The 21,280-nt window shown below is 43.5% G+C and carries 25 protein-coding genes; 16 read left to right on the top strand and 9 right to left on the bottom strand.

The window, feature by feature from the left end:
• The first annotated feature begins 187 nt into the window (after nucleotides 1–187).
• The 6 genes from VC82_RS02375 to VC82_RS02345 all read left to right on the top strand — a co-directional run bounded on the left by VC82_RS02375 (nucleotide 188) and on the right by VC82_RS02345 (nucleotide 3,956).
• Nucleotides 188–607 carry an Hsp20/alpha crystallin family protein gene (locus VC82_RS02375; protein WP_045800958.1) on the top strand — a complete coding sequence of 140 codons (420 nt, stop codon included), beginning with the start codon at nucleotides 188–190 and terminating at the stop codon, nucleotides 605–607.
• Nucleotides 608–662: 55 nt separating this feature from the next.
• Complete coding sequence (locus VC82_RS02370) at nucleotides 663–1,106, top strand: hypothetical protein (protein WP_045800957.1); 444 nt, start codon at nucleotides 663–665, stop codon at nucleotides 1,104–1,106.
• A 4-nt stretch (nucleotides 1,107–1,110) separates the two neighbouring features.
• Nucleotides 1,111–1,548 (top strand): Hsp20/alpha crystallin family protein, encoded by a 438-nt coding sequence (locus VC82_RS02365; protein WP_045800956.1) that lies wholly within the window; start codon nucleotides 1,111–1,113, stop codon nucleotides 1,546–1,548.
• A gap of 56 nt (nucleotides 1,549–1,604) precedes the next feature.
• Nucleotides 1,605–2,585, top strand: coding sequence for a YfdX family protein (locus VC82_RS02360; RefSeq protein WP_084598142.1), 981 nt, complete (start codon nucleotides 1,605–1,607; stop codon nucleotides 2,583–2,585).
• 302 nt (nucleotides 2,586–2,887) lie between these two features.
• Nucleotides 2,888–3,244 carry a hypothetical protein gene (locus VC82_RS02350; RefSeq protein WP_157517947.1) on the top strand — a complete coding sequence of 119 codons (357 nt, stop codon included), beginning with the start codon at nucleotides 2,888–2,890 and terminating at the stop codon, nucleotides 3,242–3,244.
• Between the two features lie 19 nt (nucleotides 3,245–3,263).
• Nucleotides 3,264–3,956, top strand: coding sequence for a Crp/Fnr family transcriptional regulator (locus VC82_RS02345; protein WP_157517945.1), 693 nt, complete (start codon nucleotides 3,264–3,266; stop codon nucleotides 3,954–3,956).
• A gap of 201 nt (nucleotides 3,957–4,157) precedes the next feature.
• On the opposite strand, the gene VC82_RS02340 is transcribed toward VC82_RS02345, so the two are convergent.
• The gene (locus VC82_RS02340; RefSeq protein ID WP_045800952.1) at nucleotides 4,158–4,700 is read right to left on the bottom strand and encodes an HdeD family acid-resistance protein; all 543 of its coding nucleotides are present in this window, start codon (nucleotides 4,698–4,700) and stop codon (nucleotides 4,158–4,160) included.
• Nucleotides 4,701–5,229: 529 nt separating this feature from the next.
• Here VC82_RS02340 and VC82_RS02335 point away from each other — a divergent pair.
• Nucleotides 5,230–6,162 (top strand): peptidylprolyl isomerase, encoded by a 933-nt coding sequence (locus VC82_RS02335; RefSeq protein WP_045800951.1) that lies wholly within the window; start codon nucleotides 5,230–5,232, stop codon nucleotides 6,160–6,162.
• A 91-nt stretch (nucleotides 6,163–6,253) separates the two neighbouring features.
• On the opposite strand, the gene VC82_RS02330 is transcribed toward VC82_RS02335, so the two are convergent.
• Together VC82_RS02330 and VC82_RS02325 are read right to left on the bottom strand one after the other, a co-directional pair.
• Nucleotides 6,254–6,445 carry a cold-shock protein gene (locus VC82_RS02330; protein WP_045800950.1) on the bottom strand — a complete coding sequence of 64 codons (192 nt, stop codon included), beginning with the start codon at nucleotides 6,443–6,445 and terminating at the stop codon, nucleotides 6,254–6,256.
• A 631-nt stretch (nucleotides 6,446–7,076) separates the two neighbouring features.
• Entirely contained in the window at nucleotides 7,077–7,727 is a 651-nt protein-coding gene (locus VC82_RS02325) for a peroxiredoxin (RefSeq protein WP_045800949.1), read from the bottom strand.
• 142 nt (nucleotides 7,728–7,869) lie between these two features.
• Here VC82_RS02325 and VC82_RS02320 point away from each other — a divergent pair, with 142 nt between their 5' ends.
• Nucleotides 7,870–8,412 (top strand): YfiT family bacillithiol transferase, encoded by a 543-nt coding sequence (locus tag VC82_RS02320; RefSeq protein WP_045800948.1) that lies wholly within the window; start codon nucleotides 7,870–7,872, stop codon nucleotides 8,410–8,412.
• A gap of 36 nt (nucleotides 8,413–8,448) precedes the next feature.
• Here VC82_RS02320 and VC82_RS02315 read toward each other — a convergent pair whose 3' ends face one another.
• Nucleotides 8,449–9,015 carry a thioredoxin family protein gene (locus VC82_RS02315; RefSeq protein ID WP_045800947.1) on the bottom strand — a complete coding sequence of 189 codons (567 nt, stop codon included), beginning with the start codon at nucleotides 9,013–9,015 and terminating at the stop codon, nucleotides 8,449–8,451.
• A 76-nt stretch (nucleotides 9,016–9,091) separates the two neighbouring features.
• On the opposite strand from VC82_RS02315, the gene VC82_RS02310 reads away from it, so the two are divergent.
• The 4 genes from VC82_RS02310 to VC82_RS02295 are packed head-to-tail and all read left to right on the top strand — an operon-like array spanning nucleotide 9,092 to nucleotide 11,705.
• A complete protein-coding gene (locus tag VC82_RS02310; protein ID WP_045800946.1) occupies nucleotides 9,092–9,400 on the top strand; it encodes a hypothetical protein in 309 nt (102 codons plus the stop codon).
• The gene (locus VC82_RS02305; protein ID WP_045800945.1) at nucleotides 9,393–9,731 is read left to right on the top strand and encodes a tRNA-binding protein; all 339 of its coding nucleotides are present in this window, start codon (nucleotides 9,393–9,395) and stop codon (nucleotides 9,729–9,731) included. Before VC82_RS02310 ends, VC82_RS02305 begins: the two co-directional genes overlap by 8 nt.
• Nucleotides 9,697–10,653, top strand: coding sequence for a bile acid:sodium symporter family protein (locus tag VC82_RS02300; RefSeq protein WP_045800944.1), 957 nt, complete (start codon nucleotides 9,697–9,699; stop codon nucleotides 10,651–10,653). The genes VC82_RS02305 and VC82_RS02300 overlap by 35 nt, the downstream gene beginning before the upstream one ends.
• On the top strand, nucleotides 10,650–11,705 hold the full coding sequence (locus tag VC82_RS02295) for a lysophospholipid acyltransferase family protein (protein WP_052698859.1): 1,056 nt from the start codon (nucleotides 10,650–10,652) through the stop codon (nucleotides 11,703–11,705). Before VC82_RS02300 ends, VC82_RS02295 begins: the two co-directional genes overlap by 4 nt.
• Here VC82_RS02295 and VC82_RS02290 read toward each other — a convergent pair.
• The 3 genes from VC82_RS02290 to VC82_RS02275 all read right to left on the bottom strand — a co-directional run bounded on the left by VC82_RS02290 (nucleotide 11,680) and on the right by VC82_RS02275 (nucleotide 16,713).
• Nucleotides 11,680–14,205 carry a M14 family metallopeptidase gene (locus VC82_RS02290; protein ID WP_045800943.1) on the bottom strand — a complete coding sequence of 842 codons (2,526 nt, stop codon included), beginning with the start codon at nucleotides 14,203–14,205 and terminating at the stop codon, nucleotides 11,680–11,682. The genes VC82_RS02295 and VC82_RS02290 overlap by 26 nt on opposite strands.
• Nucleotides 14,206–14,507: 302 nt before the next feature.
• Nucleotides 14,508–14,885: a PUR family DNA/RNA-binding protein gene (locus VC82_RS02280; protein ID WP_045800941.1), complete on the bottom strand. Its 378-nt coding sequence runs from the start codon at nucleotides 14,883–14,885 to the stop codon at nucleotides 14,508–14,510.
• Nucleotides 14,886–14,961: 76 nt separating this feature from the next.
• A complete protein-coding gene (locus VC82_RS02275) occupies nucleotides 14,962–16,713 on the bottom strand; it encodes an ABC transporter ATP-binding protein (protein WP_045800940.1) in 1,752 nt (583 codons plus the stop codon).
• Between the two features lie 179 nt (nucleotides 16,714–16,892).
• Between VC82_RS02275 and nusB the strand changes: the two genes are divergently transcribed.
• From nusB to yajC, 3 genes are read left to right on the top strand one after another with little or no spacing between them, the layout of a single operon-like run.
• Nucleotides 16,893–17,840, top strand: a complete 948-nt coding sequence (gene nusB / locus VC82_RS02270) for a transcription antitermination factor NusB (protein WP_045800939.1) — start codon at nucleotides 16,893–16,895, stop codon at nucleotides 17,838–17,840.
• Nucleotides 17,841–17,886: 46 nt separating this feature from the next.
• Entirely contained in the window at nucleotides 17,887–18,375 is a 489-nt protein-coding gene (locus VC82_RS02265; protein WP_045800938.1) for a DUF1573 domain-containing protein, read from the top strand.
• Nucleotides 18,376–18,379: 4 nt separating this feature from the next.
• Nucleotides 18,380–18,673, top strand: coding sequence for a preprotein translocase subunit YajC (yajC, locus tag VC82_RS02260; RefSeq protein ID WP_045800937.1), 294 nt, complete (start codon nucleotides 18,380–18,382; stop codon nucleotides 18,671–18,673).
• 50 nt (nucleotides 18,674–18,723) lie between these two features.
• Here the strand turns inward: yajC and VC82_RS02255 are convergent, their stop codons facing one another.
• Nucleotides 18,724–19,326, bottom strand: a complete 603-nt coding sequence (locus tag VC82_RS02255; protein ID WP_313777710.1) for a YdeI/OmpD-associated family protein — start codon at nucleotides 19,324–19,326, stop codon at nucleotides 18,724–18,726.
• 172 nt (nucleotides 19,327–19,498) lie between these two features.
• Nucleotides 19,499–20,731 (bottom strand): peptidase T, encoded by a 1,233-nt coding sequence (gene pepT / locus VC82_RS02250; RefSeq protein WP_045800935.1) that lies wholly within the window; start codon nucleotides 20,729–20,731, stop codon nucleotides 19,499–19,501.
• Between the two features lie 99 nt (nucleotides 20,732–20,830).
• Between pepT and VC82_RS02245 the strand changes: the two genes are divergently transcribed.
• Entirely contained in the window at nucleotides 20,831–21,250 is a 420-nt protein-coding gene (locus VC82_RS02245; protein ID WP_157517943.1) for a hypothetical protein, read from the top strand.
• Nucleotides 21,251–21,280 lie beyond the last annotated feature (30 nt).

Raw genomic sequence — 21,280 nt, 5'->3', positions numbered from 1 at the left:
TAAACCAGCAAAATACCTCCAAGGCGCTGACTCGATAATTGTTGATTTAAGAAATTCTTTATTGCCCCCAATCGGAATTATAAGCAGGCTTTTTTTTTAAAATTTTAACACTTCCATTTGATTCAAATCAAGTAACAAAATCTGCATGGATTTTACCTTTAAGGCAGTAACCTTAAAATGAAGTGCCATGTCACTATTACGATCAAATTTTCCGGCTTTTTCGGTCTTTAACGACCTATTCGACGGCGATGTTTACCGTTCAAATGTGGCACGACAAAATTGGGTGCCCGCGGTAAACGTTGTCGAAAACGACACAGATTTTGAAATTCAGGTCGCGGCACCGGGCATGCAAAAAGATCAATTCGATGTTTCGGTTGAAAATGGTGTTTTGACCATTACGGGCAACGTAACCGAAGAAGAGGAACAAAAAGAAAAGAAGTTCACCAGAAAAGAGTTTGCGGCAAAATCATTTACACGCTTGTTCACGTTGCCCGAAAACATAGATGATGAGGGCATAGCTGCCAAATATCAAAATGGAATTCTGCTCCTCACACTAAAGAAAAAAGAAAAAGAAGAACCCAAGAAAAAACAGATCAGTGTAAGTTAATGGATTTTGGGCGCTGTTAAATTGAGATTGTTGGACAAAGACTAAAATCAAGGCCATGAAAACCTATAAGGAAAATCATAAGCATACCAATGATTTTGACTGGGAGGTCATGTATGTCCAAACAGAACACTGGAAAGATGAATCCAGTTTCTTTGACGAAGAATTCCAATTTCTCCATAATCTTATCGGCGGCTTTTTGGTTTGGCTGAGTAGCGAAGAAGACCTACACCAAGCACAGAGTTTGGTGGAACGGCTCAATACTTTGAGTAACCAGAACAGGGCCCTTGCCCGTAGAATAACAGGTCAGATGATTGCCTTGGAAGAACTGCAGAACGGTTCCTTTACAGGTGATGAGCTAAAGGTCAAAAATGACGCGGTCGCAATAAGGGCAACATTGGATGAATTTATCACGGATTTTAGAAGCCTAAAAAAAGAGATACACTATCTGACAAAAATTTTATCTAAAACAGAAAAATTGAACCGATTAAAAAAAACATAGCATTATGAAACTATTTAAATGGACAAAGAACCTTAAGCCCAAATTTCCCAATATTGTTGAGAACTTTTTTGGAAAGAAAATCGACGATGAGGTGGGGCATGACGAATTGGTGGCCACTGTGCCTTCTGTCAACATCAAGGACAAGAAAAAATCGTTCGAAGTCTCCTTGGCATTGCCAGGGGTAGACAAAGGAGATGTCAACGTTGAGGTCGTCGATGACCGCCTCGTTATATCATCCCAAAAACAGTACGAGAAAGAAGAAAGCGATGGCGATTGGATGCGCAAGGAATTTGGTTATGCCTCGTTTCAAAGGGTCTTTCAGTTGCCCGAAAACAGTAACCCAGATGACATTAATGCTACAATGAAGAACGGGATATTGAAAATATCTATTGGAAAACTCAAAGAAGGCAACCCAACAAAAAGAAAAATTCAGCTAAGCTGATAATAATCTGGACAATAAACAATAAATAATAGACAATAACCCTAAAAACACGAAAAATGAAAACAATCTTAAGAAACAGCGTCTATATGCTAATGGCAGTGATTACGTTGACCTCATGTGCCCAAGACAAATCAAATGACAAAGGTAGCAATGAAACAAATGCCAGTGTTGATAATGACGAAGTGCGTATAGAAAAGCCCGAAACCCTTGATATGTCAAAAGAAGATTTGGACAGCGGGGTTCAAGGCAAGGCAGTGGAAGAAGTGGACGAGGCCTCTTCAGCGATTATTGAAGAGGCGGCAATGGCGGTACAGCATACCTACGAAGCCATAAAGGCCATTAACGATAAAGACAAAAAGGCAGCCTTGGAGGCCCTGGAAAAAGCGACCGGTAAACTTGAGCTTTTAGTGGCAAGGGAACCCAGTATGGCATTGCTTCCGGTGGAAGTCGCCACCGAGACCCGAGATTTCATCGCGGACTTAAAGGTTATCAAAAAACAAAAGAAAATGGCAGAAAAGGCCATCGAAGACGACTACCTACAGGTGGCGCGGCGGGCCTTAGCCGATATGGCCAGTGAGGTCGAGATTTCTACCGTATCGGTTCCCCTCGCTACCTTTCCCGATGCTATGAAGGTGGCCGCCGTGCTCCTTGATGAAGACAAGATGGAAGAGGCCAAGATTGCCCTATACACTGCCTTGAACACCTTGGTCATCGAAAAGGAAATCATACCATTGCCCATCTTAAGGGCAGAGGTCATGATCGCCGCTGCCCAAAGTGAAGATGCCAAAGACGAGGACAAGAAAAAAGAGGTGCTGAACCTGCTTGAAAATGCAGAGTACCAATTGATCATGGCAGAGGAATTGGGTTACGGAAAAAGGGACAAGGAGTACAAAGAGTTGAACAGCTCGATCAAAGAACTCATGAAATCAGTGGAAGCTGACGGTGATTCGCAAGGACTTTTCGACAAGTTGAAAAACAAGTTAAGAAATTTTAAGAACCGTACCTCCCAAAAGTCCACAAACAGTGGGAGCAATTAATTTTCCTTGACCCTTAGAAGGATATGGAAACGGGGGTTCGACCGGATTTTTCCTTTGGAACCCCCGTCCTAGATTCATACGGGCACAAAAGCATTTTTTGTATCTTTTAGGTGAATCGGTGGGGTAGTTGGACGTATGCTTTTTACCATTGGAATCCAACGCTTTGCGAAGATTGACCTAGGATATCGCTCAAATTTATTTTTGAATTAGCCAACCTTTGGGTGGTACCTTTTTTGTGGATAAGAACCGAAGAATTTGGCCCCATCAAGAGGCAAAGGTTGAATTCCCCATAAAAAACAAAGATGGAAATAACACTGTACCGAACCAACAACCCTATCAATACCAACATTGAAAAAATGATGGACCACATGTTGTATCGGAAACTCAAATATCGCTTGAGCGAAATGATTTTTGAAAAAACATGGGAAATCGAGGAGCTAAAGGATGCGATGCAACGGGCCGTCTCGGCTTGTAATGCCAATGGTGTCGATATCGACCAAAACTTCAAGTGCCTTTACCTAGGCAGTAGAGAAGGGTTGGTCAAAGACTGGTTGTTGTCCTCTTTTGCCCGAAATTTGATCATATTGAACATGAACCCCAGACACCCTCATGTCGGAAGACTCCAGACCGAACTTTTGTTACGGCTAGAAAACACCTAACCAACCCTCTGCATTGAAAATGGCACAACTTAAGAATGAAAAACCTTTAAAGGAATTGTTTGAAAGGCTGACGACCTCCCATGCCGAGTTAACTGGCAATGGCCCCTTGACCGCAAAAAAATACAGAAAGGGACAAACAATTTTTCAGCAAGGGAGCATACCCAAGGGAGCACATTATATAAAGTCTGGTTGGGTGAAAATATCAAGGGTAGACGGTAACGGTAATGAGAAAGTACTTCGGTTGGTGACAAAAAACCAGTTCATAGGGCATCTTTCACTGATAAAAAAATGGGATTATCTAAGTACTGCAGTGGCCGTTACTGATTGTGAGGTCTTTTTTATTGCCAAGCAGGTGTTTTTTGAACTTTTACAAAAAGACAACACCTTTGCTTCATTGGTGATAGAAATGTTGGCCGATGAACTGGTGGAAACCGAAACCCATTTAGATACCCTTTTAACAAAAAATATACAAGAGCGCATAGCAAACCTACTTTTGAGCCTTGAACAGTCGTCAGATGCAGACCCGACTTTCAACGATAGCCTCATTAGGTTGCCCAAAAAAGATTTGGCTGCCATTGTCAATATCACCCCGGAGACACTTAGCCGACATCTCAAGGTGTTGGATGATAAGGGACTGATTGAAAACAACAAGGACCATATTGAGTTGCTGAACAGAAAAGGATTGCTCAAGAAAAGTAATCTGGTCGATTAATCAGAAATTCATTGGAAAAGCAAAATTCATGAGATTTTAAACAGCGCCAGAGTCTTCAAAAAGTTTCAAGTAGTACATTGTCCTGATTTTTATGTGTTAAGAAATCAAACAAACAACAGCATTACTGGAGGATCAAAATGGAACTTTAGATTAAGACTTTTGTCTTTCTGTCTTCAAATTCTTCTAAATTTTAAGGGAATTTCAACTTTTGTTGTAATTTCTAAGATTAAAACCAAAATAAATGGCCATGGCACCATATATCATTAATGGAATGGCGGTTAAATATATAATACTAAAAACGGCAATCAATGGGTTGACAAGAATGAGAAAGCTAAAAATGAAAATTAAAATACCTGACACCAGCGGAAGCCACCACATCGAGATTTTCATTTTTTTAAGTAAAAAGGCACTACTTATTCTCGAAACCGCAAGAAAAACCATCCAAAATCCAGTAAAAAGAATCAACGCGTTGACCGACATGTGTGGCTGAAGCAATAGCGCAGTGCCAAGTGCCACTTCAATAATCCCTAATAATAGATACCAAATCCAATCGTCAAACACCTTTCTGTTTTGCACCGAAAAGATGATGTTCATGATACCACTAAAGAGAATGAACCATCCAAAAACCAAAGCTAGACCCAAGAAGGCCTCTGTAGGTCTGGTTACTATGAAAATCGAAGCTGCAAACAATACTACACCGAGCAACACGGGTATCCACCATTTATTGACCATTGTTTTTTCCATATCCCTCTATGTTCTTTGTTTCAAATTTAATTTTTAAACACAAAAATTTCCTTGATTTAAATCAAATTCCTAAAAATTTAAGGGTCATGACAACCTAAAAAACAATCCTCTTAAGTTGTCATGATGCTAAATAAATATATGTAAGATTGTTCATAAAATTGTGGTTAATCAATATAAGGGTCTTTGACTTCACATGAAATGATGTATGAATGTTAATCAAAAATCAATGGAAGTTGCTGTTTCTTTCGAGCTTATTTTTAGTGAAAAACCTCTCCCATATTTGTTTATAGATTGGGGCTAATAAACCATTGTGAAACTTAGCCTAGACGTTTAATAGCTTGAAGCATGGATGAATGTTTTTTTGCCAGTTTTTGTTATAAGCTCTTGATCTTCGATCTTTGCTTTTATGTTCTAGACAGACATTTTTTTAGTTGAAATCAATTGTAGGTAACTTTTTAGCCCCATGGCAAATTGCTACCTTTGCACCTCCAAAAAAATCCGACAATCCAATAATTTAACAATCCAAAGCATGCAAAACGGTATCTACGCAAAATTCAACACGAGCAAAGGTGAGATTTTGGTGAAACTTACCCATGACAAGACCCCGGGAACCGTGGGCAATTTTGTGGCCCTGGCCGAGGGAAACATGAAGAATTCGGCCAAACCGGAGGGGCAGCCCTATTACGATGGTTTAAAATTCCATCGGGTCATCAACGATTTTATGATACAGGGTGGGTGCCCGCAGGGTACCGGCACCGGTAGCCCAGGGTACCAGTTCGATGATGAGTTCCACCATGATTTGAAACACGATGCCCCCGGTGTGCTGTCAATGGCGAATGCCGGACCGGGCACCAATGGCAGCCAGTTTTTCATCACTCATGTGGCCACACCATGGCTCGATAACAAACATACCGTGTTCGGGCATGTTGAACACGGCCAAGAGGTGGTCGATGCCATTGAGCAGGGCGATACCATCAATAACTTGGAAATTGTTCGGGTGGGCGAAGAGGCCCAAAACTGGGATGCTGTAGAGGCGTTCAAAAACTTTGAGGCCTTAAAACAGAAACGTTTGGTCGCTGAGCGCGCCAAGGCCGAGGCAGAATTGGAAAAACTGGCCGCAGGTTTTGAAAAGACCGAAAGCGGCCTTCGATATAAAATCATGCAAAAAGGTAGCGGAGCCAATGCAGAAAAGGGCAAAAAGGTATCGGTACATTATGAGGGCATGCTGACCGATGGTCGCGTATTCGATTCTTCTTACCAACGAAAACAGCCGATTGATTTTCAATTGGGCATCGGGCAGGTGATGCCAGGTTGGGATGAGGGCATCGCCCTGCTGAAGGTGGGCGACAAGGCACGTTTTGTGATTCCACCCCATTTGGCCTACGGCAGCAGAGGTGCCGGTGGGGTTATTCCGCCAAACGCTACATTGCTTTTTGATGTAGAGTTGGTAAAGGTGGGCTAGCTAGGCCCCAACGCGGGAAGCAACGGTAATTCAATAAAAAAGCCCCGACACTGTCGGGGCTTTCTCTTATAAAAAAGATAAATTGTTGCTGTTATAGTACTTGTACATTTACTGCGTTCAATCCTTTTTTACCTTGCTGTAGTTCAAATTCTACAGCATCACCTTCGCGAATTTCATCGATTAAACCTGAAACGTGTACAAAGTGATCTGTTTCTGAACCTTCTTCAGTAATAAAGCCGTAGCCTTTTGAATCGTTGAAGAATTTTACTGTTCCTTTACTCATAATAAAAATTAAAAAATTAAATAATGGGACAAATATAGGGCTAATTATTTCGATTGAAGCCTTTTTTGAAATATTTATTATTTGGCAAAGGGCCTAATCGGGCCCGTTATAATTGCCAAAAAACTGCTTTTTGGGCAAGATAGGCAAGACATAAATAGATTATTTAGCACGGTTTACACTCAATATGAGCAATGCCAAGTTCAAGAGTAGTAGTACGGCCAAAATGCTAAAAAAGGTATCCATATTTCGAATGAATCAGCTAACGTTCCATATGTAAAACATATAAACGGCCAAAAACCCTACTTAGTATGGTTACTTTAACAATAAGGCCCAGCAAGACTTATGCTATAAAGGGCGCTATTTCTTTGACCGGTTGTTAACGCTTACCCATAATAACACACCGTTGATGGCCAACAAAACGGTCAGAATACCAAAAAATGTGGTCATGGTCAAGTTATTTATTGGGGAACCATGGTTGTTTGCCTTTTAGATACAAATTTGGGAAGGGGTTGCGTACGATTTTCAAGAAAATTTTTGCCGAAAAAAGACTGTCTGAAAAGCGTGGAAAACATAAATGTCTGTTTGACAGCTTAAAGTTACTTTTCAGACAGCCTCTTGAAGTGTTTTCGGTTTATACCTGCGACTGTGCCAATGGGTCTGGTGTGAACCGAAGGTACGGTTTGATTTCCTCAACACCTTCATCAAAAAGTTTCATCGCCTCATCTGTGGGAATCGAAGGACTTACCACTACCTTTTGGCCATGCTCCCAATTGGCGGGCGTGGCCACTTTGTGGTAGGCCGTTAGCTGTAATGAATCGATTACCCTTAGTAATTCGTAAAAATTACGCCCCGTGGAAGCCGGATAGGTCAAGATCAGCTTCACCGTTTTGTCGGGCGCGATGATAAAAACCGATCGCACTGTTAGGTTGTCATCGGCATTTGGGTGGATCATGTCGTAGAGTTCCGAAACTTTCTTGTCTTCGTCCGCGATTATAGGAAAATTAACCACCGTGTTCTGGGTCTCGTTGATGTCCTTTATCCACTCATGGTGAGAATCCAAAGGGTCTACGCTCAGCGCTATCATTTTAACGTTTCGCTTGTCAAATTCTTCCTTGAATTTTGCCGCGGTGCCCAACTCGGTGGTGCAAACCGGGGTAAAATCGGCTGGGTGCGAGAAAAGAATGCCCCAACTGTCGCCGAGGTAATCGTAAAAATTAAGGGTTCCTTGTGTCGTTTTTGCTGTGAAGTCCGGTGCTTTATCGCCCAATCGTATTGTTGCCATAGGGTTCTGTTTTTTAGTTTATCCTATAAAATTAGTAGATTATTGTCGCCAAGTGTTCCGGCGGAGGTTAAAAATGTATTAAAGTTTGGTCTTATACAATGATATCGGTCAGCGGTCGCACTATGTTTAGTACTTTTAGTAAATGGAAGAAACTGTCTTGGAACAATTGCGATACCCCATCGGTACGTATAGGATACCCAATCCGATTACCGATGCGCACATTAAGGAATGGATAACCGTTTTGGAAAACCTTCCCGAACGTTTGGGCAATCTGGTCGTTCTACTTTCTGAAGAACAGTTGGAAACACCCTATCGCCCAGGCGGGTGGACGGTCAGGCAACTGGTACACCACATTGCCGATAGCCACCACCACAGCTATATTAGGTTTAAGTGGGCCCTTACGGAAGATAACCCGACCATCAAGCCCTATCTTGAAAAAGAATGGTCAAAACTCTTTGATGCCAAGACGGCCCCCATTCAGTTGTCGCTCGACCACTTGACTGCGGTACATGCCAAATTGGTCTATTTGTTAAAAGGATTGTCCAAGGAAGATCTACAGCGAAAATTTACCCATCCTGAAGGCAACCAAGAGTCCACACTTGAAGAAAACATAGGCCGTTACGCTTGGCACGGCAGTCATCATTTGGCCCACATTAAAAACCTGATCAAAAGGGAAGGTTGGTAGGTCCTCTTTCACCTTGGTTATCAGGATTCACAAAAACTAGTGCCGGTTATCGGCCCATTTGATATTGCACCCGATACTGGGTTTTTGGTCTTCGCCAATGGGTTTGCCTTCCAGTAGGGCATCCATGGCATTGCGAAGATCTCTTCCGGTTACGGGAATACCGTTTCCGGGCCGGGAATCATCCAACTGGCCGCGATAGACCAGCTCCAAATCCTCGTTGAACAAAAAGAAATCAGGGGTGCAGGCAGCATCGTACGCCTTGGCCACTTCTTGGGTCTCGTCATAGAGATATGGAAAAGTATAGCCCTCTTGCTTGGCCACCTCTTTCATCAAATGTGGGGCATCTTCAGGATAGTTCTCCACATCGTTGCTCGAAATGGCGATGAAGCCGATTCCCTTCTCTTGGTATTCCTTTCCCAATTTTGCCAATTCGGGGTTCACATGCTTTACAAACGGGCAGTGGTTGCAGATAAACATGACCAATGTGCCCTGATCACCCTTTAGCGTCTGAAGATTAAGGGTTTTTCCGGTAACGGTGTCCATCAGACTGAATTCAGGTGCCAAGGTGCCCAAGGGCAACATATTACTGGGTGTTCGTGCCATCTGTGTTGTGTTTTTTAAATTGTTATCACTTGCTATTGAAGTTAAGGATTGCTAATTTAAAGGTAAAATAAAACCCATGAAAGAATCATATGACTCGTTGGCAGAAGCCATACAAGACCTACAACGTCTAGGGTATACCGAAGATTTTAACCTCTGTACGGTTGGAGTCGAAAACAAGGCCAAGAAGAAAATACATGAAGCCGCAAACCTCAACGTGGTCAAATACTATCGTTTTGAAGGTGAGACGAACCCCGATGACAATTCAATTCTGTATGTTATAGAGACTTCAACAGGTGAAAAAGGTTTGTTGGTCGATGCTTACGGCACCTATTCTGGCAATGTCTCTAGGGAAATGTTGGATAAATTGAAGATAAAACATGGGTAAAACAATCGAGTGGCCCGATTTTGCCAAGGTCGATATGCGGGTTGGGACCGTTGTTGAGGTGAGCGATTTTGAAAAGGCCCGGAAACCGGCCTATAAAATTAAGATTGACTTTGGCACCGAAATAGGGGTCAAAAAATCATCTGCCCAGTTGACCAAGCGGTACCAAAAAGAAGACCTGTTGGGCAAGCAGGTTGTGGCCGTAATAAACTTTCCAAAAAAACAGATTGCCGATTTTATGAGCGAATGCCTTATCTTGGGTGCTGTTGAGGGAGATGACGTGGTGCTCTTGCGACCCGATGTCAAGGTTCCCAACGGACTCAAAATTTCGTGATGTATTGGAGCAGCTCATAGACAATGTCCATATCAATTTTGACAGTAAATCGTTATGGGTGCTGAACATGGCCCTTGCCTTGGTCATGTTCGGCGTGGCCTTGGAAATTTCCCTAGAAGACTTTAAACAATTGCTGAACCGGCCAAAGTTGGTCATAGCTGGTGTGTTCAGTCAATTTGTACTGCTGCCCACCATAACCTTTTTATTGGTGTTGATGGCACAACCACTGCCCAGTATGGCCCTTGGCATGTTTATGGTTGCGGCTTGCCCAGGGGGTAACATCTCCAATTTTATAACCCATTTGGCAAAAGGCAATTCGGCCCTATCGGTCACCCTTACGGCCATTGCCACCTTGTTGGCCATTGTCATGACTCCTTTGAACCTACAATTTTGGGGTTCAATGTACGAACCGACCGCCTATATTTTACGCGAGGTGGCCATATCGCCCCTCGAGATGGTAAAATTGGTGGCGCTATTACTGGGTGTGCCCTTGGTTTTGGGAATGTGGGTGAACCATCTGCGGCCACAATTGGCAAAACGCTTGGCCAAAGGATTTAAACTTGGATCGTTGGCCTTTTTTGTATTGTTGATTTTTTTGGCACTGGCTAAGAATGTAGACATTTTTGTCGAGTATGTAATCTATGTATTCTGGTTGGTGGTCATGCATAATTTGGTGGCATTCCTGACCGGTTTTTCACTGGCAAAGTTCTTGGGCTTTTCAAAGGAAAATGTTCGAAGCATTACGATTGAAACGGGCATACAGAATTCGGGCCTTGGCCTCTTGCTCATCTTTACCTTTTTTGATGGGCTCGGCGGAATGGCCCTCTTAACCGCTTTTTGGGGTATTTGGCATCTCGTCTCCGGATTGGTCTTGGGCAGTTTTTGGGGCCACTGGGCCATTGAAAAAGAAGAAGTGGTTTGAAAAAGTTCGGCTATTATTTCTTCAAGTATTGGATTTCAGCAGGACTTTTTTTCTACTACAGAAAGATAGATATCGTTGGCCTTGAAAATGTACCCGAAGACAAACCGGTGCTCTTTCTTTCGAACCACCAGAATGCCCTGATGGATGTGCTGCTCATTGCCACCCATTGCAAAAGGAAACCTTGGTTCTTGACCCGTTCAGATGTGTTCAAGAACCCGATTTTCAGACCGCTGTTCCGATTTCTGCAGATGCTTCCCATTTATCGCATGCGCGACGGTAAAGATACACTGGCAAAGAACCAAGCCATTTTCGAGGCATGTGCGGACATATTGGCAGAAAATGGGGCGATACTTCTTTTTCCCGAAGCCAACCACAATCTCAGAAGGCGTGTACGCCCTTTGAGCAAGGGGTTCACGCGATTGATCGATGCGGCACTTGACAATAATGGAAAGTTGGACATCCATTTGGTACCCGTAGGCCAAAACTATCAATCTGCCCCCAGTATGGGTGATAGTACAGCGGTATGGTACGGCTCCCCCATTCGGGTACAAGAACATAGTTCGCAAGACCGTGTCAATACCTTGAAAGAAGCGGTTTTTCAACAGTTGAAACAATTGACCACCCACATTGCAGCGGAAGAAGAATACGGGCTTTGGGATGAAAGGCTTGAAATGGCCTGTACTGATTTTACAAATCCCCAGAAAGTCAATGCACTGCTGGCCAAAGCACCATCTTTCAAATTGCCATCGAACAAACGGACCACCCATTTCTTAAAACCGGCAAGCAGATTTTTATTCTATATGCTCAATCTGCCCTTGGTTTTTTTATGGAGGGTATTGGTCAAACCTAAAGTGCCCGAACCCGAGTTCATGTCCACTTTCCGTTTTGGCTTTGCCATGTTGGCCTATCCTATCTTTTATATGCTGGCATTATTAATCCTAACAGGAGTTTATGAATGGAAAACGGCATGCCTTTTTGTATTGGGGCATGCCGTTCTAAATCTGTTTTTGGTAAAAGTGATTGGAATCACATCATCTGTCCGAAGAAAATAGCGTTCATCAGCAATTTGTTGGTTCCATACCAAAAGGCCCTGAAATTGGTGTTGTCGGTAAACAGTATAACGCGGCCCCTGCCCAATCTCCGTACCTTGAACGGAACACTATTTTTGATCAGCTCCTCGTTCTCTTCTGAGATATACCCGCTTTGCAACGGGTCGTTGGTGTATTGAATGGGATTGTCATAGCTGTTTTTCTCTGGCTTCAGATAGATGTTGGTATTTCTGAACAGGGAAATTTTGTCATTGGTGTACCCATACCCTATGGGATGCGAACGGTCCAATTTGGCCTCAAAAATGGCACCACCGGTGACCTGGGCCCCCAGATAATCTTGCTTTTGGTCGTAAGAGATGTCTTTGGCCACAAGGGTGTCCTCTTTCATCTCTAGTTTCATGAATTCATTCTTCTTGAACCACTGGGCCACGTTTCGGTATCCGATGACCGTACCGCCCGACCTTACCCATTGCTTTATTTTTTCGGCACCTTCCTTATCCAAAATTTGACTGCCCCAACCACTTGGCAAGATAAGGTCGGTGTACTTGCTCAAATCGACACTATTGAAATAGCGGGTGTCTATTTTGGTGATTTTCATGTCGTAGCGGGTGTCAAACAGGTGCCATATTTCACCGGCATCGTACGAGCGAACACCATCGCCCACCAAAATGGCCACATTCTGTTTCTTTACCGGATCAAAGTCATTACTGCCCAGATCGATGCCTTGGGTGAGTCCGGTAGTAACGGCATTTATCTCGATTTTGGCTTGCTTCGCTACCTTTTGAAGAAAATCATGGAGGGCATCTACGTCCATTTTTTGATTTTGAACGGGCACCATGATGGTGCCATAATCGTAGTTGGTGCCTTCCAATGTAAAGGGCGATTTGGCCACCTTGGCCCTGAGCCCCTTTTGTAAGATCATATTGAGCGCCTTAGGCGTGTAATACCCTTGCCATTCAAACAAATAGGCATAATTGCTCTTACCAAAAACGCTTCCTGAGAGCGGTTTGAAATCGGTGATTTCGTCACCGGCGTTGGCCAAAGATGAAACTTCGGTGTAATCTAGGTTGAATGCCAAGGGGAAGGTCCATGCCGAAACATCGTAAAAGAGACTATCTGTAAAGGCGGTTCGCTTTTCGAACATCGCCTTTAAGAGGCGTGGGTTCTTTTGGTTCATGGGAACCACATAGGCGGCTCCTTTTTTGAACCGTTTACCTGCTACAGTGACATCGCCGGCCAACTCATGAAACCTTAATTTGTGACGGTTCAAGATTTCTGCCAAGTGCCATGCCCTTGCACGATCTTTGGTGTCTCCAAAAATGTATCCCTTGACCTTGCTTCTGGCCCCTTCGTTCTTGACATCGGCATAGAACTTTCGCTGGTAATCAAGTATTTTGGCGCGCATATTCTTAGCCGCTTCAATTGTTGATAGGGCCGTGGTAAATTGGTTTCGCACCGTAAATGGAAAGGTGAGAATTCCGTTTTCACTTTCCTGAATATGGCCCCGAGAACTTCCCTGCTCAAAGAGGATGCCGATGCTACCGTTCACATCGGGAAAGGTGGAACCTTTTCCGTAGTAATAGTCATCATAATTTTCTTCAGAATAGTAAAGCGACCCGATACGATCTAAGGCCTTGGCATGGTATGTGCCAATTTCTGCGGTCAGTTCTTGGTTGATCTTGGGTGTCAACGGGTGCACCCTTGAGGGTTCGCCCGGCTGAAAGAAAAAAGTCGAATTCGTGCCCATTTCGTGGTGGTCGGTCAAGATATTGGGCAGCCACTTGTGAAAGGTTTCGATTCGGGCCCTGCTTTCGGGCAACTGTACCGGTAACCAATCACGGTTCATATCAAACCAATAGTGGTTGGTACGGCCACCGGGCCAGACTTCGTGGTACTCCCTTTCGTTGGGATCGGGATTCAAATTTTGGCTACGGTGTACATTGGCCCAATAGGCAAAACGCTGCAGCCCGTCAGGGTTAAAGCTAGGGTCTAATAGAATGACCATATTGTTCAACGTTTCTTCGATTTCAGGGCCTTGGGCCGCGGCCAAATGATACGCATAGGCCAGGGCGGCGTTCGACCCACTGGGTTCGTTGCCGTGAATGGAGAAACCTTGATAGACCACAATGGGCATTTGTGAGATGTCGAGCGCTGTGCCCCCATTTTCGGTCAGGGCAATATGGTCTTGCCTGATTTTTTCGATGTTCTGGTGGTTTTCAGGAGAAGTTACCGTGAGCAACAATATGGGTCTGCCCTCAAAGGTACTACCACGGTTTTCAATGGTGATGCGGTCGCTTTTTTCGGCCAATATCTGCATGTACATGGCCAGTTTGTCATGGGTCACGTGCCATTCGCCCACTTCGTGCCCGATAATTTCTTTCGGGGTTGGAACGCTCGGATCATATGATACATTATCGGGTAGATAGTAGTTTAATGTAACATCGTTCTGGGCGGTGACGACAAGGCTTGCAAAAATCAGTAAAAACAGTACTTTTTTCTTCATAGGTGTTTATTGAATTAATCCGTGGAGCTTTTTGATGGCTTCATATCCAAACAACGTCAGTTCGAGTTTTTTCCTCCCGACAGCTGTCGGGAGGAAAAAGTATTGAAAACCCGTTCGAACGGCGCTGGCGGGCAAGGTTTTTGGCACTGAAATTTCTATTCTCGATATACCCCAACATTTACAGTCGGGACACTCGAAATGACGAATTTTCATCAAAATGCACCATGGGTTGAATTAGTCCGCATTAAAAATAAAAAAACGGTCTGCGAAAACAGACCGTTTTTGTAGTTTTTTTGAGGGCCTCAAATATCATCGAAGTCGACATCGGTGAAATTCTCGGTGGGAGAACCATTTTCACTTGCCTTGTTCTCCTCTTCCTCTTTTTTAAAGTCTTTTTGATGGCGTTCTGAAATGACCTCTGTCCCTTTTTCCTTGATAATGTAATCCATCATCTCGATTATATTTTCCCTAAAGGCATCAAAGTCTTCTTTGTATAGGTAGATCTTGTGCTTTTTGTAATGGAAAGAACCATCATCATGGGTGAACTTTTTGCTCTCTGTAACGGTCAGGTAATAATCACCTGCCTTGGTGCTTCGCACATCAAAAAAATAGGTTCGTCTGCCGGCTCTAAGTACTTTGGAATAGATCTCTTCTTGATCCATCAAATCTTTATCGCTCATAATAATGGTTTAGTGTTCTGTTTGTTAAATTATTCTACCAAAAATGTAAAAAAAAACCTAACCGAGCAACTTTTGATTATTCTTTCTCAGTGAGTTGTTCAAGATAGAGCTCTTTATAATAGCCATCTACCATGTTGAGTTCATCGTGCGTTCCTTCCTGAATTATTTTGCCGTCTTCGAGTATGATTATCTTATCGGCACTCTTGGCAGAAGAGACCCTGTGGCTCACAATCAAAGTGGTCTTGTTTTGGGAAGCTTTTTTGAGATTGTTCAAAATTTCTTCTTCTGTTTCGGTATCCACGGCCGATAGGCAGTCATCGAAAAGATATATGGCAGGGTCTTTCAACAGGGCCCTTGCAATGGAGACCCGCTGCTTTTGCCCCCCGCTTAGGGTAATGCCACGTTCGCCGAGCACGGTATCGTACTTTTTGGCAAACCCCATTATATTTTTGTGCACGGCCGCCTTCTTGGCCACCTCTTCAATTTCTTCTTGTGTGGCGTCCTCTTTTCCGAAGCGAATATTGTTGGCGATGGAGTCGGAGAACAAAAAGGCATCTTGTGGCACCGCCCCGATGGCGTTCCGCAGCGAATTAAGGTTCAAGCTCTTAATGGGCCGTCCGTCGATCAAGATCTCACCCGATTGCACATCGTACAAACGCGCAATAAGGTCTAAAATGGTCGATTTGCCTGACCCTGTCTTGCCAAGAATGGCGACCGTCTGCCCCTCTTTAACGGTGAAGGATACATTTTTTAAGGCCGTGATGTTGGTGTCTTCATAAGTGAAGGTGACATCTTTGAATTCGATTTTGCCCCTGATCGGTGTGGGCTCGGCCACCTCGTTTTTAATGGTCGGCTGCTCGTTCAAGAACTCATTGATCCTTTTTTGTGATGCCTCGGCACGTTGCACAATGGAAGTCAACCATCCTACCACTGCTACGGGCCAGGTGAGCATATTGACGTAGAGTATGAATTCGGCGATAATTCCGATTGATTCAATTTCACCATCGATATACTGTTTCCCCCCAATATAAATGACGAAGATGTTGCTGATGCCGATGAGCAGTATCATCAACGGAAAAAACCAAGCGTTCACCTTTGCAAGATCCATACTGGTATTTTTTCCCTCAATGGCCAACTCTTTTAATTCAGCATTCACCTTGGGCTCTAGGTTATAGGCCTTGATCACCGAAATACCAGAGAAAGATTCTTGGGTAAAGGTTGAGAGCGATGACAAGAACTCTTGCACCTTGGTGCTCCTTTTATGGATGATACGGCTTATCTGATAAATCAAGATAGAGAGTATCGGCAGCGGTGTCAACGTATAAAGGGCTATGGTAGGCGCCTTGATGAACATCAACGGAATAAGGCAGGCAAACAGGGTCAATGTTTGAATACCGTACATAATGGCGGGGCCTGCATACATGCGTACCTGCCCCACATCTTCGCTGATGCGGTTCATAAGATCGCCTATTCGGTTGCGCTTGTAGAAGTTTAGGTTCAATGAAAGATAATGGTCAAAAACTTCGTTCTTGAGGTCATACTCGATGTATCGCGATACGTTGATGATCGTCTGCCGCATCAAAAAAGTGAAGAGCCCCGAGAGCAGGGCAGCACCCACTATAATGAGTATGTATTGCAGCAGTACCTCTTTGGTCTCGGTTCTTGAAACGGTGCCGGCAATAAAGGCCTCCACGGCCTGTATCGACTTGTTGACGTAAGACGGCATTACCAACGAAAATACCCGGGCAATAATGGTAATGATGATGCCGACAAGTAATTTGAACCAGTATTTTTTGAAATATTTATTTAAGTAGCGAAGTTCTTTCATGAAGGTTTCTTGACCACAGGGTCGGTTCTATGTTAGCTGGCAATTCGACAAAGATATATGATCGACCAGAAAAGAAATGTTATAAAACTGATAACAAACCATGATTCGCTAGGCCAAAACAAAATATAGCGTACTTTTGCGCCGTCAGCACACAACATCGATTCAAAAGTTCTTTAAAAATGCTCACAAGACGGCATATCAGGGTAAAGGTAATGCAGTGCATTTATGCACTTATCCAGTCGCAAGATGAATCTTTGGACAAGCAGAAGAAGTTTCTGAAATATAGCATCGATAGCATGTATGTACTTTACCTGCTACTACTCGATCTTATGTCTGAAGTGCACAAAATGGCGGAAAAGCACGTGCAGCACGCTTCAAAAAAATACTTGGCCACCGAAGAGGACAACTACCCCAACAAAGAGAAATTCATCAATAATCATTTGCTTCGGCAGATAGTGGACAACCAGGCGCTGAGACAAGAGCTGTCAAAACGCAAGTTGAAGGCATGGGACCTTAATGATGAATATGTGAAAATCATTTACAAAGAGGTTGTGGGCAGTCAGTTGTACATCGATTACATGAACGATGAGGGCGATGGCTATGAAAAAGACAAAGAATTCTTGATTTCACTCTACAAGACCATTATTGCGCCCAACGAAAAAATCTATGAGTTTTTTGAGGATTACAAACTTACTTGGGTCGATGATTTCCCCATTGTAAATACTTTTTTGGTCAAACGTATGGGCAAGGCAAAGCCTGGGGTGGGCGACAAATATTTTTTGCCCAGATTGTTAAAAGATGATGACGATATGGTGTTTGCCGACGAATTGTTGACCAAAACCCTATTGAACGATGCCGAATGGGAAAAGGAAATTGAGGGAAAGACCCCTAATTGGGACAATGACCGGATTGCAGAGATCGACAGTATCTTGCTCAAGATGGCCATCTGTGAGCTGTTGAACTTTCCATCCATTCCAGAAAAGGTGACGCTCAACGAATATCTCGAGATTGCCAAAGAGTATTCGACCCCCAAGAGCAGCATATTCATCAATGGGGTGTTAGACAAGCTCGTAAAAGAATACAAGGCCAGCGGCAAATTACAAAAAGTGGGGCGCGGACTTCTATAACGACAGAATTGGTTATTTTTGCTGAAATCAAAAACGATAATATACTATGAAAAAAGTATTGAGCACCTTTGGAATGGCCGCCATTTTGTTGGTTTCTTTTTCCTGCAAGGATAAAAAGGCCACCAGCAAGATCAATGCCGACAATGTTGAGGTTGCCGCCAATAGGGATGAGGCGCAAAAAAAGCTTCCGGTCATGACCTTTGACAAAAAGGAACATGATTTCGGAACCATTGTTCAAGGTACCCCGCAAGAGACCATTTTTAAGTTTACCAATACGGGCGATGCCCCATTGGTGATCACCGATGCAAGAAGCACCTGTGGCTGCACGGTACCTGAGTACCCCAAGAATACTCCTATTGCGCCAGGTGAGGGCGGTGAGTTGTTGGTTAAGTTCAATGGTTCGGGCAACGGTGCCGTTACCAAGACCGTAACTGTGGTCGCCAATACCGACAAAGGCTCTGAAATAATTCGTATCAAAGCATATGTGAACCCAAAGAATGGCCAAGAATTGGCTGTTCCAATGAAAAAAGGATAGCCTAATGGGAGGAGGATTGGAACAATTTTTACCGCTTATTCTCATTTTTGCGGTGGCGTACTTCTTTATGATACGCCCACAGATCAAACGCCAAAAAGATGAGAAAAAATTTGCGGCGGCATTGAAGAAAGGGGATAGAATCATCACCAAGAGCGGACTTTACGGAAAGGTGGTCGATTTGAACGACAAAGACAATTCATGTGTCATCGAGACGATGGCCGGTCGTTTAAAATTTGACCGTTCGGCCATTTCAATGGAAATGAGCAAAAAGCTCGCATCGCCCCCTGCAAAAAAGTAGCTATAAATAAAAATGATAAAAGAAGCACCTTGTTGAAAGGTGCTTTTTTGTTATCGGTACTTATCGTTTAGCCCCATTCCCTTTTCTATGATAGGGATGATTTTTTGAAGGCGCCTGTTTTTGGTAGCTTCTTGTTTGGCTTCCCCAATGTACTCGCAGAATTCCCGCTGCTTGTAGGGCGCAAGGCCATTGAAGGCTTTTTTGAGTGCCTCATTGCCATTCAAAATCGCGGCCAGTTGTTCAGGGATTGCCACTTCTTTCTTTGAACTGTTTTTTTTGGGTGCCAGCACTTTTCCCTGTTTCTGATTTGCAATGGCCTCTTTCATGTAGGCCAAAACCCCTTTTTCATCAATTTCTTCCAAAGCGGTAAAGTTCCAATGGCGCATGGCTTTTGTTTTGCCCTCTTGGGCATTTCGCAAGACTTTTTTTGGGTCGCTCAACAAAGCTCCATTAAAGAACCAGACCCCAAAAAAGTCTTTGAAACGGCAGATGCCAAAAACATTTTTGTTGTCTATGGTGTACACGGGTATGCTCCATTTATAGGTTTCTTCGGCCACTGTCTTGAGGGCCAGCTCACGCAACCGGTTGATACCCTCACGAAAAGGGTGTTCCTTTTCGTAATAGGCTTCAATTTTTTCCAATTTTTCCATCATCCACTTTTTTTTACGATTGAACAGGAAGCGAATTTCACAAATTGTTCACGAATACTTTTTCATTGTACCTTTTTCGGAATTTGGTGCTTGAAATTTGAAATGTCCTTATCAGATTATCACCGAATCACATTTTTGCCACTCCCATTTCAAACAATCCCAAACCCAAAACCTATCAATCCCTAAACCTTTCCGCTGTAAGTTCGCAAATTTTCACTATAACCTCGACCGCTTTTTGCATGCTCTCAAGAGGTATGTACTCATACTTGCCATGAAAATTATGGCCGCCGGCAAAAATATTGGGGCAGGGCAACCCCATAAAACTTAGCTGAGAGCCATCGGTGCCGCCCCTAATGGGCTTTATTATGGGCTCAATGCCAAGTTGGTGCATGGCTTCCTCGGCGATTTCCACAATATGGAAGACAGGTTCTATCTTTTCGCGCATATTTTTGTATTGATCTTCAATCACCACCGATACGACATTCTCTATCCGTGAATTAATTTTGTCCTGAATATCGTATAACAATTCTTTTCTGGCCTCAAAGTGTTCAGGGTCATGGTCTCGGATAATCAGGTCTACGCTGGCTTTCTCGATTGTCCCCTTGATTTCGTGCACATGAAAAAAACCTTCACGACCAGTAGTCATTTCAGGCACTTCCTTTTTTGGCAAAAGGCTTAAAAATTCGTTTGCTAGTGCAATGGCATTGACCATTTTGTTCTTGGCGTAGCCTGGGTGCACACTTTTTCCTGAAAAGGTCACGGTGGCCCTTGCAGCGTTGAAGTTTTCATATTCCAACTCGCCCACTTGGCTTCCGTCTATGGTATAGGCCCATGCGGCCCCAAATTTTTCCACATCAAAATGATGTGCCCCCTTACCTATTTCTTCATCCGGGGTAAAGCCGATCCTAATTTTGCCATGCTTGATTTCTGGGTGTTGTATCAAGTATTCCATTGCAGTAATGATCTCTGCAACCCCGGCCTTGTCATCGGCTCCCAATAAAGTAGTACCGTCTGTGGTTATCAAAGTTTGCCCAACATATTGTGTGAGGTCTGCGAAGTAGTCGGGAGACAACACGATATTTTTTTTCTTGTTCAGCACAATATCGCCGCCATCATAATTTTCAATGACCCGTGGTTTTACGTTCTTTCCCGAAAAATCAGGGGAGGTATCGAAATGGGCAATAAATCCGATGGTCGGAACCTTCTTGTCGGTGTTTGACGGCAGGGTTGCCATGATGTATGCATTTTCATCTATGGAAACCTCTTGCATGCCTATATGCTGAAGTTCCATAACCAATTTTTTGGCGAGGTCCCATTGTTTTTTGGTGCTGGGAACCGTATCTGCGCGGGGATCGCTCTGGGTATCAATGGCCACGTATTCAAGAAATCGCGGCAATAATTTGTCCATGGAAAATGTTTTTGCCCAAAAATAGGATTTATTCAGACGGAAAATTTGGAAAATCAGTGGACAATACTTGAACCTATTCGTTATTATTGTAAGGAAATCATGAAAAATAGACTGCTACTTTACATGCTACTGGCCACTGGTTCGGTCTTTGCCCAAGAAGTTTGTTATTTGGGCGTGGGCAGTGGTTCCGACGAAAAGATTATTGAGGTCTTTAAGCTTACCGATGCCCAGATCGAAAAGATGAAGAATTGGGGCGCGGAGTTGAAATACCGAAACAGTTTCTTGGAAGAACAGGCAAAAAACTTACTGAAGCAGCATTCAGAAAGCCCACCTGAACAGCTCCTTAAAATGTCGCACAAGTACAAGGTATTGCTTGACAGTATACAGAAGAATATGCACATGATCGATCAACGAATGCTATCACAGTTTAGTAAAGACCAATACAATCTGTATATCAAACTTTGTAACCAAGTTTCACGTACCCCCATTTTCGCCGAGCCGCAGGTCAACGAAAAATAGCGTCAATGTTACCCATTGGTTGGCAGAGTT

This window comes from Flagellimonas lutaonensis (genome assembly GCF_000963865.1).
GTDB lineage: Bacteria > Bacteroidota > Bacteroidia > Flavobacteriales > Flavobacteriaceae > Flagellimonas_A > Flagellimonas_A lutaonensis.
The sequence above is the reverse complement of the archived record's forward strand: the minus strand, read 5'-3'. Positions and strand labels throughout refer to the sequence as shown.